Here is a 17937-nt window from a genome sequence, read left to right on the forward strand (position 1 = left end):
AAACTGTAGACAAACTCGATTTTCATCTAGTTTTGTCTACAGACTGAAAGGGCATTACTTTTACGTAATGCCCTTTCGTTTAATAAGTCAAGGCCATCGCACCTTGCTTGATCGGTCTGCAAGAATGCCTTTCCACGAAATGATGTGGAATGATGGACCCAACAGGAGTATCTCCAGTTTGCAGCATTTGAATGATGCCCTTAGCGGCCTGATATCCCAAATCGAAAATATTAATATCTACAGAAGTCAGGGCAGGCAATGATAGTTCAGAGAAAATAACGTTATTGAAGCTGACGATGGACATTTCTTCTGGAGTGCGAACGCCCATCTCGCGAAGTGAATGCACGATGCCAAGTGCCATAAGATCATCACTAACCACCAAAGCAGTTGGCGGTTCATCAATGGCAAGCAATCTTTTTGCAGCTGCTTGTCCACCTTCATGCAAAAAGTCTTCATGCAGGGTATATTCCCTCCTTCGATCGATCCCAGCCCTCTTCAAAGCCCGTTCATATCCTAATAGGCGATCGAGCGTCATCACAAGGGTTACATCGCCTCCGATGAATCCAATCCTTTCATGTCCTAGCTGAATGAGATAATCTGTTGCCTGTTCGGCTGCCAAGACATTATCGTTATCAACATATGTTATCTCCTCGAGAAAATCATAGGGTTTCCCAATGATGACAAAAGGAAAATCCCTTGCCCTCAAATAGGTCAGAATGTGATCGTTCATCCTGGAATACATCAGGATTATTCCATCCACCATCCCCCCCTGCACCATGTTTACGACTCCTTCGTAGATTTCATCTTCGGTTTTTCCCGTGCCTAGCAACAGGGAATAATGGTTTTCCTGAGCTCCCTCACTAAGACCCTGGAGAATCGTTGGAAAAAATGGATTTTGATAATAATCATTTGACGAACTTGGCAGGACCAAGCCAATGATCCTGGTTGATTGATTGGCAAGACTACGTGCAATGAAATTTGGATGGTACCCTAATTTATTCATCGCCTTACGTACCCTTACCTTTGTTTTTTCACTTATTCGAGGATTATTTGCAATCACCCGAGAAACTGTTGAAGGAGCAACATTCGCCAGCTGTGCCACATCTTTTATCGTGATGGCCATGCATTTCCCCTCTCCCCTCTTAGCCTTTATTGACTTCATTCCAAAAAAGGTGAATACCAATAAACACTTCACTAATAGATTTTATAATTATACATTTGTATGTATTCATAATACACTCAGTCCAACAGATATATCCATACTTTTTTTTTCCACTCGTCCATATTTCAGAAAATACTGACTTTTACGTTTTTTTCACCCCTTTTTTTAAAATTAAAAAGAAGCTGATTTTCGATCAGCTTCTAAAAAAAGACAAGTCTTTTGGAAGGAAAGAAGTCAGACGACTAACCACATAGGGTTTTAAGGTAATATACAAGAAGTCATTTAAAGGTCAATAACGATAAATCCTCGTTTCATATGGCCGTAAATCAATAACGGACCCTTCAGGACAATCATCATAATTAGCTAGTAAAAGTTCCATCTTACCCCAATGGGAAAGGTTGATTTGGTGGTGATTCATACTAAAGTTACATACTACCATCACTGAATTTTCATTCATACTTCTTGTATAAATATAAAGCTCAGGGTGATCTTCCCATAATAATTCATATTCCCCATAAACAAGGACCTGATGTTTTTTTCGAAGTTCAATCATCTTTTTATAAAAATGATAAATGGATGATGGGTCATTCTTCTGCTGTTCTACATTAATGGCGCGATAATTGGAATTAACCCTCATCCAAGGTCTTCCGTGCGTGAACCCACCATTTTCATTTTCATTCCATTGCATCGGGGTTCGTGAATTATCACGGCCGCTATGCCAGATAATGTTCATGATTTCATCATGCGGACGGCCTTTGGAGGTCTCAATCCGGTAAAAGTTTTTCATTCCAACATCATCATAATCATCAATCGAATCAAATTGGACATTCGTCATACCTATTTCCTGACCTTGATAAATAAAAGGTGTCCCTTGCATGAAAAAGTATAGAGCCCCAATCATTTTTGCGCTTTCCAACCAATATTGATGATCATTTCCCCATGTCGATACACTTCTCGGCTGGTCATGGTTTTCAAAAAACAAAGCATTCCAGCCTTTGTTTTTCATCACTTTTTGCCATTTGGTCATTGTGCGTTTTAACCCCTGAACATCAACATCGTGATTCTGTCCCCTATTCCAAAGTCCAAGATGTTCAAATTGAAATATCATATTGAATTTCCCATTCAATTCCCCAACCCAATCTTCAGCCTGCTCAATCCTGACGCCATTGGCCTCACCGACCGTCATGATATCGTACTTAGAGAAAGTCTCTTCTTTCAACTCCTGAAGGTAATCCAGAATCCCATCCTGATTGGTGTGCATTTCAAACGCAGGTACATACTGATGCCAATAAGGATTGGGCATATCGGGCAAGCCCTCACGCTTATGAATATGAGTGATAGCATCAATCCGGAAGCCATCAATTCCCTTGTCGAGCCACCAATTTACCATTTCATACAATGCATGTCGTACATCAGTATTTTTCCAGTTTAAATCTGGCTGTTTTTCGGCAAATAAATGTAAATAGTATTGATTGGTCCTTTCATCGAACTTCCAGGCACTTCCGGAAAAGATACTTTCCCAATTATTAGGCTCCCTTCCGTCCTGCCCATCCCTCCATATATACCAATCCCGTTTAGGATTATCGCGGGACGAACGTGACTCGACGAACCATGGGTGCTCATCACTTGTATGGTTCAAAACAAGATCGAGTATCACCTTCATCCCACGTGCGTGAACATCTTTCAATAACAGTTCGATATCTTCGATTGAACCGAACTCATCGGATACGGCCTGATAATCACTAATATCATAGCCATTATCAGCATTGGGGGACTTGTAAAATGGACAAATCCAAATAACATCTATCCCTAAATCCTGCAGATAATCGAGCTTTGAAATCAATCCTTTTATATCTCCGACGCCATCACCATTACTATCCATGAAACTGCGCGGGTAAATTTGATAGCAAACCGCTTCTTTCCACCAGGTCTTATTCATGCTGTACCCTCCCGATCCTGTTTTCCACAAAGCCTTAGGGACAATGTTTGGCAGCTACCGACATCGAGAGGTATATGATTATTTTGGTTGGTTCCGTTTTGAACGCTTAATAACCAAAGCAATGAATATACCAAAAATGAGAAGAACCAATCCTATAACTAACAGGTAAGGAATATTAATAATCGACTTAGGTGAAAGTGTGTAGACTTCCGTCGTCTCCCTGTCGATTACGATAGAGTAGCTGTTGTCCTTACTGCGGACCAGATCCCCATTCAGCATACCTCTCAACTCTTTATTCTTTTCAAGTTCCTTTTCAGTAAGGTTTATCGTTTGAGTTTCAGTCGTATTGTTCATGGCGACGACAATCGTTTCATCACCATACACACGCTTGAAAACCGAAGCTCCACCTTTTTCATATAAAAGCTCCAAATCCCCTTTTATCAATGCTGGGTACATGTCTCTGAGATCGGAAAGCTTTGTTATATATTCGACCAATTCCTGTTCTGTCTTAAAATTCATCAATTTATGATTATCCGGGGCACTATCGCCATTTAAGGCTATTTCCGATCCATAAAATACGATTGGCACTCCTGGCACCGTATAGAGATATGACAGAGCCATTTTCCATCTGGAACCTGGATTTTCGTTATGATCGGCTGCATCCTTGGTAAATCGGGGCATTCCCTGAGTGTCCATGAACAATGCCTGAGGAGCATTTCCCCCAAATTCATCTTCACTTTTCGCAAATGCATTAAAAACAGGTTTAAATTCTTTATCGGGTGCAGCAAATGCTTTCCGTAGCTCGGCATTTTGCGGATAAGCCATAAAAGCATCGATACCCGTCTGCTTGTAGCTTGAAATCAAATCGGCATCACCTTGTACATCTCCTATTGTATAGAAGTTTGATTTTTCAGATTTGACTGCATCCACAAATTCCTTCCAAAAATCTTTTGCTACGTATTGGACTTTATTTAAACGGTATCCATCAATATCGGTTTCCGTAATCCACCATTTGGCCGCATCAAGTAAATATTTCCGCGTTTCATCATTGTCTTGATTCAAATCCGGAAGACCATCAACCCATCCTGTTTCCAAATCATCCTGATTTCCGTCCTTGGAAATCTTTTTTTCTTCATGGAACCAACCTTGTTTTTCAGGGTCTGTCAGCCATGATGATTCAGGACCCACATTATTTGCTTGAAAATCAATGATCACCTTCATATCGCGTTTATGTGCCTCATTCACGAGTTTTTTAAACTCTTTAATTGTCCCATAGTGTTTATCCGTTTTATAAAAATCGGTCACCCAATCACCATGATAACCATTTTCATCATTAGCGAAAATCGGTGAAAGGATGATAGCGGTAAAACCCATATCTTTTAAATAATTCAGTTTCTTCGTGACACCTTCAAAATCCCCACCATTAAACGCAGAAGGGTCATTGACATTCGCGTCTCCATTATTTTGTATATTACCATCGAAAAATCGGTCGACTAATAATGAATATACGATTTCATCCTTCCAAGTTCGTTGTTCTTTTTCAGCTGCTCCTACTGGAATGGCGTAAAAAAGAAGCAACGGAATTAAAGCGAGTGATAACACTCTTTTTCTCATATCCGCTCTCCTCCTAGCTATCTCTTTACGCCTTTAAGATTAGCCTTTTGCCCCCTTAACGTCAAATCCAAATTATAAAAAACTTTACACTAAAGGGACAAATTGGAGATACTGGTTACGCTTAATGAATGGAATAAGCAGAACACGATTTTAACGTTCTTTTTTTATCGTCTTCACAGCTTTATCCAAAGCCCTTTTTGGTTTTGCTTTTTCAGTGGATATATCATCCATGGCAGAATTCATCGGTCCCCATACCTTATTCATTTCCGGAATATTCGGCACAGGTTCAGCGTATTGTATTTGTATGCTTAAGGCTTGTGCCCTTTTATCTTCATTGATTGCTGGGTTTTGTTTGATTGCCTTATTTGGGGGGATTTCCCCTGTTTTTTCATAACGCTGGATTGCATTATCATCGTTTGTCAAATATTCCACTAACTTCGTAGACCAGTAAGGATGTTTAGTGAATGCTGTTACATGCCAGCCTTTGATTTCCATGAACGTTTTCATTGGCTGACCATTTGGCAATTTTGGCAAAGGGGCAATTCCTGTATCCTTTCTCTTGGAAAATGAGTTACCGTCACTCATGAAAGAAGCCAAATTCCCTTGATCAAATAACTTCCCGATCGCTGCCTCGTCGCCTTTTGGAATCAGATCCGCTTTATACCATTTTTGGATGTACCGAGCCCCTTTTATTGCACTCTTATTATTCAAACCAATGTCCGAAGGGTCCAGATTTCCATCCTTATCTTTAAATACATAACCTCCCATTCCAGCCATCACTCCATACGCATCATGGAAATCATTCCATTTGGCATAGTAACCATACACTTTCCCTTTTCTTGATTTCTTCGCCATTTTATATAGGTCATCCATCGTTTCAGGAGCTTTAGCCATCAATTTTTTATTATAAATGAAAACGGAAGTGTTTACGGATTTCGGCAATCCAAATACCTTATCTTGATACATTTCCCCCCTGATTGAAGATTCAATGAAGGCATTTATTACTTCTTCATTCACCTTCACTTCCTGAATTAGGCCTTCCTTCACGATACGCCCGACTTTGTCATGAGAAAAAGTAACAACATCCGGGGCTTTTCCGTTTCCGATTGGCCCATCACGACGAAGCCGGTGATACATCTCAGTAGCTATTTCCAGCTCTTTATGCTCAACTTTGATTCCATATTCTTTTTCAAATGCCTCAATTACTGGCTTTAGGGCCTCGGCTTTACCTTTTTCCTCCCAAATGATCAATTTTTTCGGCTTCGCTTCATTACTGGCTTCTTCGTTTTTCTTATTTTCTTTCACTACTTTATTTTCCAAATCTGAACTGGATCCACAAGCACTTACAATAACGATCAAGAACATGGACATGAAAAAATGAAAAATCAGCTTCTTCATTTTCATTCTCCTTTTTAAAATGTTTATTTTATCATGTCCAAAAGCACCAAATAATACTGTTTTTCAGTTCAGCCAATCAAACAAAGTTCCTAAATGAAAGCGGCACCAAACCTATTGTTATCATTATATGAACAGCTTTGTTTTTTACAACATTTTCCTCGACGTATTTATTTCCTTGTAGTGATGAACACTTTTTGTTATTTTTTAGTTAATAAGTGCTTCTTTCAATTAAACTTGGGTATATGACCATATTGAAAAAAACACTTAAACCCGGCTAATTATAACTACATAGAGCCCTCCCTCATAAACAGCCTGAAGTTCCCTTTTTCAATTCACTTCCTCAAATACTTATAGAATTGGAGTGTTTTCAATGGAATTTTCATCCATACACCATAGACCTAATGACAATTATAGCTATCCCATCAACACGGAAACCCTACATATCCGCCTGCGTACGAAAAAACAAGATATTTCCTCAGCCGGATTGATTTTTGGGGATCCATACATTTCAGATAATGATGGTCAATGGCAGTACGAAGAACTTCCCATGAGTTTATCAGGCAGCGATAACCGTTATGATTATTGGCATATTTATGTGAAGCCCCCCTACAGAAGAATTCGATATGGGTTCAAGGTATCCTCAGAAGATGAAAGTGCCATTTACACGGAAAAGGGTTTCTTTAAAGAACCCCCCAGAGATCCCGGGAGCTATTTCGCGATTCCTTATCTACATCAAAATGAAATATTCGGAGCACCAGAATGGGTCAAAGATACGATTTGGTATCAAATTTTTCCTGAACGATTCGCGAACGGAAACCCAGACAATGATCCGGAAGGTGTGATACCTTGGGGAAGTGAAGAACCGGCCGTGGATAATTTTTTTGGCGGGGACTTCCAAGGAATCATTGAACATTTGGATTACTTAGAGAAGCTCGGCATCAACGGAATTTATTTCACGCCAATCTTCCATGCCTACTCCAATCATAAATACGATACGATTGATTATCGGAGTATCGATCCGCAATTCGGAACGAAGGAAACATTGAAAACACTAATAATCGAATGCCACAAACGGAATATCCGGGTCATGCTGGATGCCGTTTTTAACCATAGTGGCTACTATTTCCCCCCTTTTCAGGATTTACTCGAAAAAGGGGAGAAATCAAAATATAAGGATTGGTTCCACCCACACAGCTTTCCTCTTAAAGGAGGGGAAAGGCCAAATTATGAAACATTCGGTTTTTTTGAATCGATGCCAAAATTGAATACTGCGAATCCTGAGGTGAAAGAATATCTGCTCGAGGTCTCGGCTTATTGGATCAAGGAGTTCGATATAGACGCCTGGAGGCTCGATGTGGCAAATGAAGTCGATCAGCCATTCTGGCGTGAATTTCGAACAACGGTGAAAAATATAAAGCCTGACCTTTATATTCTTGGGGAAATTTGGCATGACTCGATGCCATGGCTTCGCGGCGATCAGTTCGATGCGGTCATGAATTACCCGTTTACCAACCAAGTTTTTCGCTTGGTCGCTTCACAAACCATCAATGCACGCGAGTTCACAGAAGAAATGACAGCCATCTATCACAGTTATCCTACCAATGTTTTTGACGTGACATTCAATCTTCTTGGAAGCCATGATACACCGCGGATTTTCACGGATTGCGGGGAAGATCTAGCTCGAACCAAGCTCATCCACGCAATCCTTTTGACATTCAATGGCAGCCCTTGTATATACTATGGAGATGAAATAGGCTTAACCGGAGGCATGGATCCAGGGTGCCGAAAATGCATGGTCTGGGAAGAAGAAAAACAAAATACCGAGCTTTTCAATGAAATTAAGACATTGATCCTCTTGCGAAAAGAAGAACGATTACTTGCCAATGACGGAAAGTTCAAATTCCTTGATACAGCCGGAAATGAAAATATTGTGGCATACCAAAAATATAATGGAGAACGTTCTGTTCTGATCCTCATCAATCCGACGGATGTCCAGCAATCCTTTACCCTCCCTTTTGATTTGAAAGGACGTACACTAACCGATTTAAGAACAAAAGAAACCACACTGGAAGGTAAATTTGAATTGGGCGGTTATCAATATAAAATTCTCGCATTCAATCATTGAGACAATGAAAACGGGGCAATGAAAATCATCGGCCCCGTTTTTTTCAATCGATTATTTGGATATCATATTCATTGAACCATACATGGGTTTGTGCCAAGTGAGCGAGCAACTGTGGACCTGACATCAATTGCCCGAACCATGGCACTTTAAAAGCGGCACCTTTGGAATCTACTATATCCGTGAGCTTCTGTTTATCAAAGAACTCATGCAGGACCGAATTTTTATCCTTCAGCAAGTCCTTCAACAACGCCTGCACACGGTCTGTATATATAGGGTTATGGGTTTTTGGGTATGGACTTTTTTTGCGATACAATACCTCATCAGGTAATAGCCCCTCCAACGCTTTCCTCAGAATACCCTTTTCACGGTTGCCTTCCATTTTCATTTCCCAAGGAATGTTCCATGCATATTCAACAAGGCGATGATCGGCAAATGGGACGCGGACCTCTAGACTGGCCCCCATACTCATCCGGTCCTTCCGGTCAAGAAGCGTCGTCATGAACCATAATAAATTCACATAGAAAAGCTCTCTCCGCTTTGCTGCCACACCATTTTCCCCTTCCAATTTGGGCGTTTCGGCAAGGGTGGTAAAATAGGCTTCCTGCGCATATTCCTCAAGCTTCAATTTCTCACGCCATCCCGATTTCAATAAAGACACCCGCTCATCGGTCGATCTCATCCATGGGAATCCGGCACGATTCAAATCATCCTCACGATGAAACCAAGGATAACCGCCAAAAATTTCGTCCGCACACTCGCCAGACAGGCCTACGACAAAATCCTGCTTGATTTCCTTACAAAACCAAAGTAAAGAAGAATCGACATCCGCCATGCCTGGAAGGTCCCTTACAAGGACAGCCTCTGTTAAATAATCCGTTAACTGTTCTTGAGTGATGATCGATGAATGGTGAACCGTGTTAAAGGTTTCAGACATCTTATTAATCCAATGCCCATCAGAGTTAGGCTGAAAATCATTTGCCTTAAAATAGCGTTCATTATCTTCATAATCAATGGAATACGTATGAAGCTGGCCTTTCCCTTCTTTTTGATAGACGTTTGCTGCAATGGCTGTTATGGCGCTTGAGTCAAGCCCTCCTGACAAGAAAGTACAAAGTGGAACATCAGATACCAGTTGCCGCGTCACTGCGTCCTCGACAAGGAAGCGGACCTTCTCGGCCGTTTCATCAAGGGTATCTCGATGTTCTTCGCTTTTCACATTCCAATATCTCCAAATCCGGAGGCCTTTCCTTGATAAGGTAAGCGCATGGGCAGGCCTTAACTCCTGGATATTATGAAATACTCCTGAACCTGGCTTTCTGGATGGACCAACACCAAAAACTTCAGATAGTCCACTGCGGTCGATCTCCGTTTTAACATCGGGATGGGCTAGAATCGCCTTCAATTCCGATCCAAAAATGAACCCGCCGTCCCTTTCCGCGTAAAAGAATGGTTTTACCCCCATCCGATCTCTTCCAACGAATAATTTCTGTTCCTTTTCATCCCAAATCCCAAACGCAAAAATCCCATTGAACAAGTCAATGCATTTTTCTTTCCATTCTATATAAGAAGTTAGTAAAACTTCTGTATCAGAATGACCGTTAAAGGAATATCCTTTTAATAATAGCTGTTTACGAATATCCTCGGTGTTATATAGCTCTCCGTTATAACAAAGCGTATACCTGCCGTTTTCGTGATATTTCGTCATCGGCTGTTTTCCGCCTTCCGCATCGACAACCGTTAACCGTTTATGACCAAAGGCAACATGGGCTTCGCACCAAACATTTTCCTCGTCTGGCCCCCGCTTTGCCAACGTTTTTGTCATGTTTTCCAGTGTTTTCGTTTTTGTCCGTAAATCTTTTTGAAAATGCACCCAGCCTGTTATCCCACACATTTTAAAATTCATCCTTTCTATCCGGACTATCAAAAAAATATTGGCTCCCTGTCTTAAAAAGATTTACAGTTCCATATTTGTAAATTCGAAGACCATTGCAAAGAAGATTTAAGTATCGATCAGCATCATTCCGTAAGACCCCCTGCCACAACGCCCGACGTTGTTAATGAATTGTTGAGCAAAGTATCCCGTGTTTAAACATAGCCTATGCAAAGACGGAAAGATGGTTATTTGTCCATAATATTTTAAAATATACAGTTATATTTTCATTGGATTTTGACTAAAAAGTAGGTGAGGATTCCACTATTGGAGGTATATGTATGAGTCAGCAACAACGAATCAAGTTAATGAACAGGCAAACAAGAGGCTTTACCGAAGGAACAGTGGAAAATATCAATCAACAATGGATTTTTTTCGATGATGAAACTGATGAGGCGTGCTCCATTGAAGACCACGTTGATAGCATCATTGAAGTGTACAGGGGTGGGCGCTGGCGGCAAGGAGTTATTGAAGAAGAGGGGAAAATCCTGCTTCACCGGGAAATCACCTTCTTAAGGGAAAATGAGCCCATTCGGATTCGCAAAAAACTGCTCTACTCTTTTGAACGTTTATTGGAAGAATTGAACGACGATTCCTTTTTCCAATTTGTAACGACCTTGAATTCACTTGATTTTTCTATTTATGATTGTATATATAGCTATAATCAGCTCACTTTTTTAAGGGCAGTCCCTAACCAGTCCGGCGTGAATTTCTTCACCTTTGATAACGAGAGCCAAATATGTCTCGTTCAGCACCATTTTTCTTATGGTAAAAAGGATCACGATCGTTTTGAATTCACACTTAACACTGGAAAAAGGATCGTCATTGAGAAAGTGAATTCACAATAACTTGTAAAAAAACGGGTAAATGAGATTTCCTCATTTACCCGTTTCCATTCTGTATTAAAAAAAGTCCATTCCCTGTGGCAGGGAAAGCCCTAAATAAAGGACGAATACAAACGCAACGATGAACAATATCCACATGGCACCTGTGCTTTTCCCTTTTTTCGTACGGACCAACACCATTTCCATCGCCGCAATCACGATGATTCCGACAATCATTTTCACTGCGTAAACACCAAAGTCCGTGATCAGCATTCCGCCTGTAAGGAAAATCAATAGATAGAATAAACGTGTTATCATATGTAGCATTTTTGCTTTCGGATTTCCGCTTTTAAGCATCGAATATGTGACAAAGAAAAGAATGATTCCGATAACCCAAGCTGTAATATGAATATGTGTAGTCATTTTTTTGCCCCCTCGTTCAGTTTCCATTTCATCATATCATAGGCTTTTACAAAAAAACAAAACTAAGGATTCAGCTGAATAGGTAAAATCAACAATTTAATGAACATCATTTACATTTCTTCTCATCTAGTCATCATCGACGCATAACCGGTCTTTTACCATATGTAACAAAACGCCATAAATATTCAACCGGTCCGTATTTATACAGACTCATCCACAATAAGGAAAGCAGCATTTGCAGGCAAAACAGGGCTAAAAGGAAAAAAAATCCAGTCGTATATGAGACTGTTCCATATAAACCAAGGCCATATGAATAAAAAATGGCCGTACATACGATCGATTGGAATAAGTAATTACTCATCGACATCCTTCCGATATACGAAAGGGGCCGGAACAGGCGGGAATCTCCTGCTTGTTCCGCCAAAAGCGCGATTGCCGTGATATAAAAAATCGTAAGTAGCGGTCCGCCAAAATAATCCTGAACGAATATCGTACCAAAATGGTATACCGTCACATATGGCAGGATCTTAATCGACAAACCCAGCAGCAAGCTTACGATCAATATCACTTTCAACTGTCGTTTATATTGATTAATATTTTGGAGAAAGCCTTGCTTTGCAGCGCCTGCTCCAATTAAAAAAAACGGAAAAATCGATAAAAAAAGGATAATGGCATTAAAAGGGTTGTTCACCATATACCAATCTAGTGCCCTTTGAGTCATTATTTCCGTAAATGTACCAGATTGATAAACTTCCAAAGACTGTTTCATCATCGCCGAATCAGTCGTCATTTCCATTCCTTCCCTATCAAATATGCCCATTATAAGAAATAATGAACCCAATATAGCAAAAGGCAGAACATAACAAACCGAGCCTATCAGAATTAAATTCCTGCCCTTCATCTTATAAAAAAACAAAAATGCAAACCCAAATACAGCATAATTAATAAGGATGTCCCCATGCCAGATGAAGAAGGCATGAATGCACCCAAGTACCAGTAGGAAACCTAGCCTTTTCGTAAATAGTATAGGAAATGAAATGCCCTTTTCTTCACTCTTAATAGCCAGTATGACGGCCCCGAAACCGAACAGGAACGCAAATAAAGGATAAAAGCTGGCTTGTGCGGCCACATCACTGAATCTGTACAAAATCCCGTCCCATCCTTCGGACCATCGTTCAGCACCATCTATGTATAAGAGCGGGGAGTGGAAAGAAGGCATATTCACTAAAAAAATACCTAAAATGGCTAACCCACGTAAAATATCGATGCTTACGATCCGTTTACTTTCCTGTATAGGTACAAACGTGCCCTTCATAGATTCACCTCTCTCATCCATAACAGATTTAACACCACTTCTATAACCTCATTGCTTCATCTTTAACCACTGTTGCCGATTTTTGCTTTTTTATTAGTATGACAAACAAGCTACCCAATAAGCAAAAGATTCCTGCAAGGAAGAATGCCCATGTATAGGAATTGAATATTTTGAAGAGAAGCCCCCCGCCATATGCCGCCACTGCTGCACCCGCCTGATGCGCCGCGAATATCCAACCGTATACAATCCCGCTTTTCTCCAATCCAAAGACTTGCCTTGAAATGCTTATGGTCGGAGGCACTGTAGCTATCCAATCCAAGCCGTAAAAAACGGAGAAGGTGATCAATAGCGTGATTGAGCCTTCATTTAGCGCAAACGGGAGCAATACGAGGGAAGCACCTCTTAGACCGTAATACCAAAACAACAACCAACGGTTATCAAAACGATCTGATAACCACCCCGATACAGTCGTACCAATCAAATCAAAGATCCCCATGAAAGATAACAGTGACGCTGCCATAACAACCGGTAATCCAAAACTAATGCAGTAAGAAATGAAATGTGTGCCGATCAGCCCGCTCGTTGAAAGTCCACATATAAAAAAGCTTCCTGCCAATAACCAGAATTCCTTTACTCTCACTGCTTCAATTAACGACTGAAAAGCCATACCGATGGGGTTCTTCTTTTGGACTGGAACAGCCTCTTGGATTTCCTCTACTAATCCATATGGAAGAATCCCAGCTTCCTTCGGATCGTTTTTCATGAATAAAAGGATGATTACAAGCATGATTAAGCAAAGGACCAAAATTAAACTAATCGCCCATCTAAAAGAGTAATTCTCAATGATAATTGCTAAAACCGGAAGTAAAATGAGCTGACCTGTGGCCGTACTTGCCGTTAGTATCCCGACTGCCAGCCCCTGCCTCCTCTCGAACCAACGATTTGCCACATATGGGCCCAATACCGTTAAAAACACTCCAGACCCCAAGCCAATGATAATCCCCCAAATTAGAATGAGCTGCCACTCATGCTCCATGAAAAAAGTGAGGAAAATCCCTGTCAATAAAGTTGACATGGCCAACACCATCATTTTCTTTAATCCAAGCACTTCAATTAGAGCAGCCATGAATGGACCCGATAAACCATAAAGAAAAAGACTTATAGCAAAGGCTAAAGAAATGACGGACCGGTCCCACCCGAACTCATTTTCAAATGGTACGATGAATACTCCTGATGATGATCTAACGATTCCGGCTACAATAATCGAGAAAAACGTAATGATTAGAATCACCCAGCTATAATGAATACGTTTCAATGTTCTCCCCCACAATCCAAAAACTCTAAAAGTAAACATGATGAAAAAAGAAAAATCATAATAATTTGAAATATTTTATAATAGTAACACTTTATCGTTAAACAGGAAGTTTTTTTATCGAAACAAATTCCATTCATCATCTTAAAAAGTCAAAATGAATGATTTGATTATGATGGCCTTTATCAAACAATGGCATGAGTTCCTGTGGCTGTGATTACGAAAGTGGACATTCATCATGGTCAAAGGGAGCCCCCCACCTTCATTTCCCGTCAGGATCCATATCACACCAGATCAAATGGACAAAAACGCTGATCATTTCTGATCAGCGTTAGCGAGCTCAATTGACGAATCTGCCTGTTTTCCCCTTAGATTCCCAGTAATCGTTACGAAGATGGATTTTTTGGATTTTTCCCGATGCCGTTTTTGGAAGCTCATCGACGAACGACACACTGGTGACTGATTTAAAATGGGCCATTTTTTCTCGTGTGAAGGTCTTTATATCATCCTCTGTTAATTCCACACCCCTTTTTAGCACAATGAAGGCATGCGGCGTCTCTCCCCACTTTTCATGCGGAACGGCAATGACTGCCGCTTCAAGAATGTCCGGATGTTCATAGAGTATTCCTTCCACTTCTATGGAAGAGATATTTTCTCCGCCACTTATGATTATATCCTTTTTGCGGTCAACGATATCAACATTTCCATTTTCATCGATTGTTGCCATATCCCCAGTATGCAGCCATCCATTTCTCAGTGTCTGGTTGGTCGCTTCTTCATTTTTCCAATAACCTAACATCACACCATGACTGCGGACGATGAGCTCCCCGATATCCACGCCATCATGGGCTACTTCCTCACCATTTTCATGTACAACCCTTACCTCACTGCCTATGATGGGATATCCGGCTTTCGCCTTCATTCTATGTTTTTCCTTTTCCGAAAGATCATCGAATTCAGAACGAATCAGCGATATCAAAGTTACCGGTGTTGATTCAGTCATTCCATAAATTTGAATGAATTCCCAGCCTAACTCTTTTTCTACCCTTGTAACGAATGCAGGGGGCGGAGCGGAACCCGCAACAACGATTCGGATATCTTGCTCAATCACCGGAACATTCCGTTCATAATATTGAAACAAAGAATTCAGAACCGTTGGTGCCATATGCATAATGGAAACCTTATGCTTTTCAAGTGCATCAAATATTGTTTCGGGTGTAGTTTTCCTCAAACAAATTTGAGTGGCACCATTTGCCGTATAATAAAATGGGGCACCCCAACCATTTACGTGGAACATCGGCAGTACATGCAAATATGTATCGCGGTCATTGACTCTGAAGTGATGCATCGCGCCTAGGGCATGCAGGTAATTGTTGCGGTGAGTCAGCATCACCCCTTTGGGATTTCCTGTGGTCCCGCTTGTATAAAGAAGGCTCGAAACATCATTTTCATCCACTGACTCCCGATTAAAACTCCTGTTATCATAACTTTCCAGCCAATAGTTGTAATCGATTTCATTTATCTCTTCACCTTTATAATGTACAATTATGTGTTCCACCGATTCAAGTTCATCCTTGACAGGATAAATTAGTTGATACAATTCCTGATCTACGAAAAGAACCTTGGACTCACTATGGTTCAAAATGAATAAATAATCGGCAGGCTTCAAGCGGATATTCAATGGAACGATTACGGCCCCAAGTTGAAATACTCCATAAAAGCCTTCAAGCATTTCAATTGAGTTAGGTGCCAAATATGCCACCCTATCACCCTTTTTGACTCCAAGATCCCTTAAACCATTTGAAAGCTGGTTTACACGGCCGTTCAACTCTAAGTAGGATAAAACCTTGTCATCTCCAATGATGGCTTTCTTATCGCCATATAGTAAGGCTGCTCGATCTAAGAAATGCGATAATACTAATGGTACGTTCATTTCCTCACCCCTCGTTTTATTTAAAAATTCTGAATTAGTAAACATTTTACCATATCTGTTCCCATTCATCCAATGACACTCTCACCTGTTATACAACAACAAATTGATAGGCAGATGAATCACATCACTCTTGAGTTGACATACAATACATTGATACTCCCTTCAGTTTAGGCTCATCGCCTTGATTTAAGGGTAACACCAGAATAAAAAAGGGTGATTTTCTTGCCGGCCATCGTAGGAATCGTTCAAGTCATCAATGTCAGTAACAGTGGAGTTGTCCATGTTGGTGACGTCTTTAAAATTAGTCCATATTCCACTGCGAAAACTTTTTCGGGTGCTGGCTCGTTCAATACAGGTGAATCCATATCACTATATAATGCCTATAGCACCACAAATACAAATGATACAGATGGTATTGATCAGCCACTGGTCTTAAATCTCTAATGTTTTTAAGAAAGGAGTCAGCATGATCTTCAATATTCACCAGACCATACAAATCAATATGATAAAAATTCAAAGCATCGCCAATTCATCCGTTTTTCAAATAGGAAGTGCCGGGGTGATTAAACCATATTCCACATTAGCCAATACCGGTGGATTCACTGAGCCTGCTCCCGGAATTGAAGCTGATGTAACCCCATTAACCAGTTTCGTCCCATTTAATCGTCCTAATTCATAGGCATTCACCTATTTCCATATTTTTCATATACTGTCATAAATGAATTTATCATATTGTGAAGGTGAGGTGTTGAATCGTGAATCAGGATCTATATTCGTACTCCATCCAAATGCAGTGTTATCTTGAAGCCCAGGATAAACGGATCATGAAACTTGAACGCGAACTCAAACGCCTGACAGATGAACTTGCCCAACTGAAAAGCAAACCGCCAATCCATGTAGATAAAATTGAATATAAATTCGATCAATTAAAAGTCGAATCTTTAGATGGAACGTTGAATATCGGCTTAAACCCCAATGATCTAAACAACATTGATGAATTTGCCGTCAACAACCAACCCGTTCCACCTGCACCGAACCTATTTCCAGGCAGAGAAATCGTTGTCCAGGAAATTTACAACGATATACTTTCAGACTTGGAAAATATGATCCACGATGCGGAAACCCAGTTAAAAGTATCATTGGAACCCTCTTATCATGACTTCATTAAGCAGGACGTCGAACGCCAGCTTCATCAACGAATCAATATGTATTTCGATAATCTTAATTATGCGGAACGTGCACCAGAGCAACGGGATAATATCAAGGAAAAAGTCAGGGAAAAGGTAAAATCCGATATTCAAGCTGCTTTATTTCAATTCATTACCCATTCACAAACCGAGACAGGAGGAAATCCAAATGGAGTTTAATGTAATCAATCACCAGCTTTGCGTAGGTGATATCAAAATTATCGGTGTATCAAGCTCTGCTTTATTTCTAATAGGGGATGTGCAAACGGTCCAACTATCTTCCGCATTCGATACACCTCCGGAATCCCTTATCATCGGACCAACCGTCCCATTTGCTCCAAAAGGATAAAAGAGATGTTTTCAAGAACATCAAAAGTAAAGTCTTTATCTGCCAAGACAGTCCTTTTTAGCTCCACCATGCAGATTGGAGACTGTTCTTATATTGACGGAAACTCATTTGCCTTGGCACTCCAGAAGAAAAGCGACACTTTCGATTCAGTGGATGTTCATTTCGAAGACTATGACATTTTTAAGAAACCATTTTATATCCCTAGATTGAATGAACCCGTCATATCAAGATTTTCAAATCCGAATCCTTTTATTCATGTTGGCAACATCGACGTAATTGGGGTATCATCTTCAGCTGTTGTCGGTGTGGGGAATGTCGGTCATATACGTATGGAATCCAGAGTGAAACACATTCGGGAGATTCCTAAAAAAACCGAAAAGACACCAATTGAGGATTCAACCCACACCCCTTAAATGTTAAAAGGAG

The 17937-nt window shown here is 40.5% G+C and carries 16 protein-coding genes; 7 read left to right on the plus strand and 9 right to left on the minus strand.

The window, feature by feature from the left end:
- Window positions 1-79 precede the first annotated feature (79 nt).
- From N9I19_RS12660 to N9I19_RS12675, 4 genes are all read right to left on the minus strand, one after another.
- The gene (locus N9I19_RS12660; protein ID WP_089363654.1) at window positions 80-1123 is read right to left on the minus strand and encodes a LacI family DNA-binding transcriptional regulator; all 1044 of its coding nucleotides are present in this window, start codon (window positions 1121-1123) and stop codon (window positions 80-82) included.
- A 328-nt stretch (window positions 1124-1451) separates the two neighbouring features.
- Complete coding sequence (locus tag N9I19_RS12665; protein ID WP_284471475.1) at window positions 1452-3101, minus strand: glycoside hydrolase family 13 protein; 1650 nt, start codon at window positions 3099-3101, stop codon at window positions 1452-1454.
- Window positions 3102-3179: 78 nt separating this feature from the next.
- A complete protein-coding gene (locus N9I19_RS12670; RefSeq protein ID WP_317777974.1) occupies window positions 3180-4715 on the minus strand; it encodes an alpha-amylase family glycosyl hydrolase in 1536 nt (511 codons plus the stop codon).
- Window positions 4716-4865: 150 nt separating this feature from the next.
- Complete coding sequence (locus N9I19_RS12675; protein ID WP_317777975.1) at window positions 4866-6113, minus strand: extracellular solute-binding protein; 1248 nt, start codon at window positions 6111-6113, stop codon at window positions 4866-4868.
- 370 nt (window positions 6114-6483) lie between these two features.
- On the opposite strand from N9I19_RS12675, the gene N9I19_RS12680 reads away from it, so the two are divergent.
- A complete protein-coding gene (locus tag N9I19_RS12680; protein ID WP_317777976.1) occupies window positions 6484-8238 on the plus strand; it encodes an alpha-glycosidase in 1755 nt (584 codons plus the stop codon).
- 43 nt (window positions 8239-8281) lie between these two features.
- Here the strand turns inward: N9I19_RS12680 and asnB are convergent, their stop codons facing one another.
- A complete protein-coding gene (gene asnB, locus N9I19_RS12685) occupies window positions 8282-10129 on the minus strand; it encodes an asparagine synthase (glutamine-hydrolyzing) (RefSeq protein WP_317777977.1) in 1848 nt (615 codons plus the stop codon).
- A 320-nt stretch (window positions 10130-10449) separates the two neighbouring features.
- Between asnB and N9I19_RS12690 the strand changes: the two genes are divergently transcribed.
- Window positions 10450-11016, plus strand: a complete 567-nt coding sequence (locus N9I19_RS12690) for a DUF2777 domain-containing protein (protein ID WP_089363648.1) — start codon at window positions 10450-10452, stop codon at window positions 11014-11016.
- Between the two features lie 54 nt (window positions 11017-11070).
- On the opposite strand, the gene N9I19_RS12695 is transcribed toward N9I19_RS12690, so the two are convergent.
- The 4 genes from N9I19_RS12695 to N9I19_RS12710 all read right to left on the minus strand — a co-directional run bounded on the left by N9I19_RS12695 (window position 11071) and on the right by N9I19_RS12710 (window position 15975).
- Window positions 11071-11415 (minus strand): YisL family protein, encoded by a 345-nt coding sequence (locus tag N9I19_RS12695; protein ID WP_284471480.1) that lies wholly within the window; start codon window positions 11413-11415, stop codon window positions 11071-11073.
- A gap of 133 nt (window positions 11416-11548) precedes the next feature.
- The gene (locus tag N9I19_RS12700) at window positions 11549-12730 is read right to left on the minus strand and encodes a DUF418 domain-containing protein (protein ID WP_317777978.1); all 1182 of its coding nucleotides are present in this window, start codon (window positions 12728-12730) and stop codon (window positions 11549-11551) included.
- A gap of 40 nt (window positions 12731-12770) precedes the next feature.
- Entirely contained in the window at window positions 12771-14045 is a 1275-nt protein-coding gene (locus tag N9I19_RS12705) for an MFS transporter (RefSeq protein WP_317777979.1), read from the minus strand.
- Between the two features lie 337 nt (window positions 14046-14382).
- Entirely contained in the window at window positions 14383-15975 is a 1593-nt protein-coding gene (locus N9I19_RS12710; protein ID WP_317777980.1) for a long-chain-fatty-acid--CoA ligase, read from the minus strand.
- A gap of 222 nt (window positions 15976-16197) precedes the next feature.
- On the opposite strand from N9I19_RS12710, the gene N9I19_RS12715 reads away from it, so the two are divergent.
- The 5 genes from N9I19_RS12715 to N9I19_RS12735 all read left to right on the plus strand — a co-directional run bounded on the left by N9I19_RS12715 (window position 16198) and on the right by N9I19_RS12735 (window position 17924).
- Window positions 16198-16419, plus strand: coding sequence for a spore germination protein (locus tag N9I19_RS12715; protein ID WP_061462055.1), 222 nt, complete (start codon window positions 16198-16200; stop codon window positions 16417-16419).
- Between the two features lie 22 nt (window positions 16420-16441).
- Window positions 16442-16654 (plus strand): spore germination protein GerPB, encoded by a 213-nt coding sequence (locus N9I19_RS12720; protein ID WP_284471484.1) that lies wholly within the window; start codon window positions 16442-16444, stop codon window positions 16652-16654.
- A 76-nt stretch (window positions 16655-16730) separates the two neighbouring features.
- Complete coding sequence (gene gerPC, locus N9I19_RS12725; RefSeq protein ID WP_284471485.1) at window positions 16731-17342, plus strand: spore germination protein GerPC; 612 nt, start codon at window positions 16731-16733, stop codon at window positions 17340-17342.
- A complete protein-coding gene (locus tag N9I19_RS12730; protein WP_061462052.1) occupies window positions 17332-17511 on the plus strand; it encodes a hypothetical protein in 180 nt (59 codons plus the stop codon). Before gerPC ends, N9I19_RS12730 begins: the two co-directional genes overlap by 11 nt.
- A gap of 5 nt (window positions 17512-17516) precedes the next feature.
- Window positions 17517-17924, plus strand: a complete 408-nt coding sequence (locus tag N9I19_RS12735; RefSeq protein WP_284471486.1) for a spore germination protein GerPE — start codon at window positions 17517-17519, stop codon at window positions 17922-17924.
- Window positions 17925-17937: the final 13 nt, after the last annotated feature.

The organism is Peribacillus sp. CSMR9 (genome assembly GCF_033141925.1).
GTDB classification, from domain to species: Bacteria; Bacillota; Bacilli; order Bacillales; family DSM-1321; genus Peribacillus; species Peribacillus simplex_A.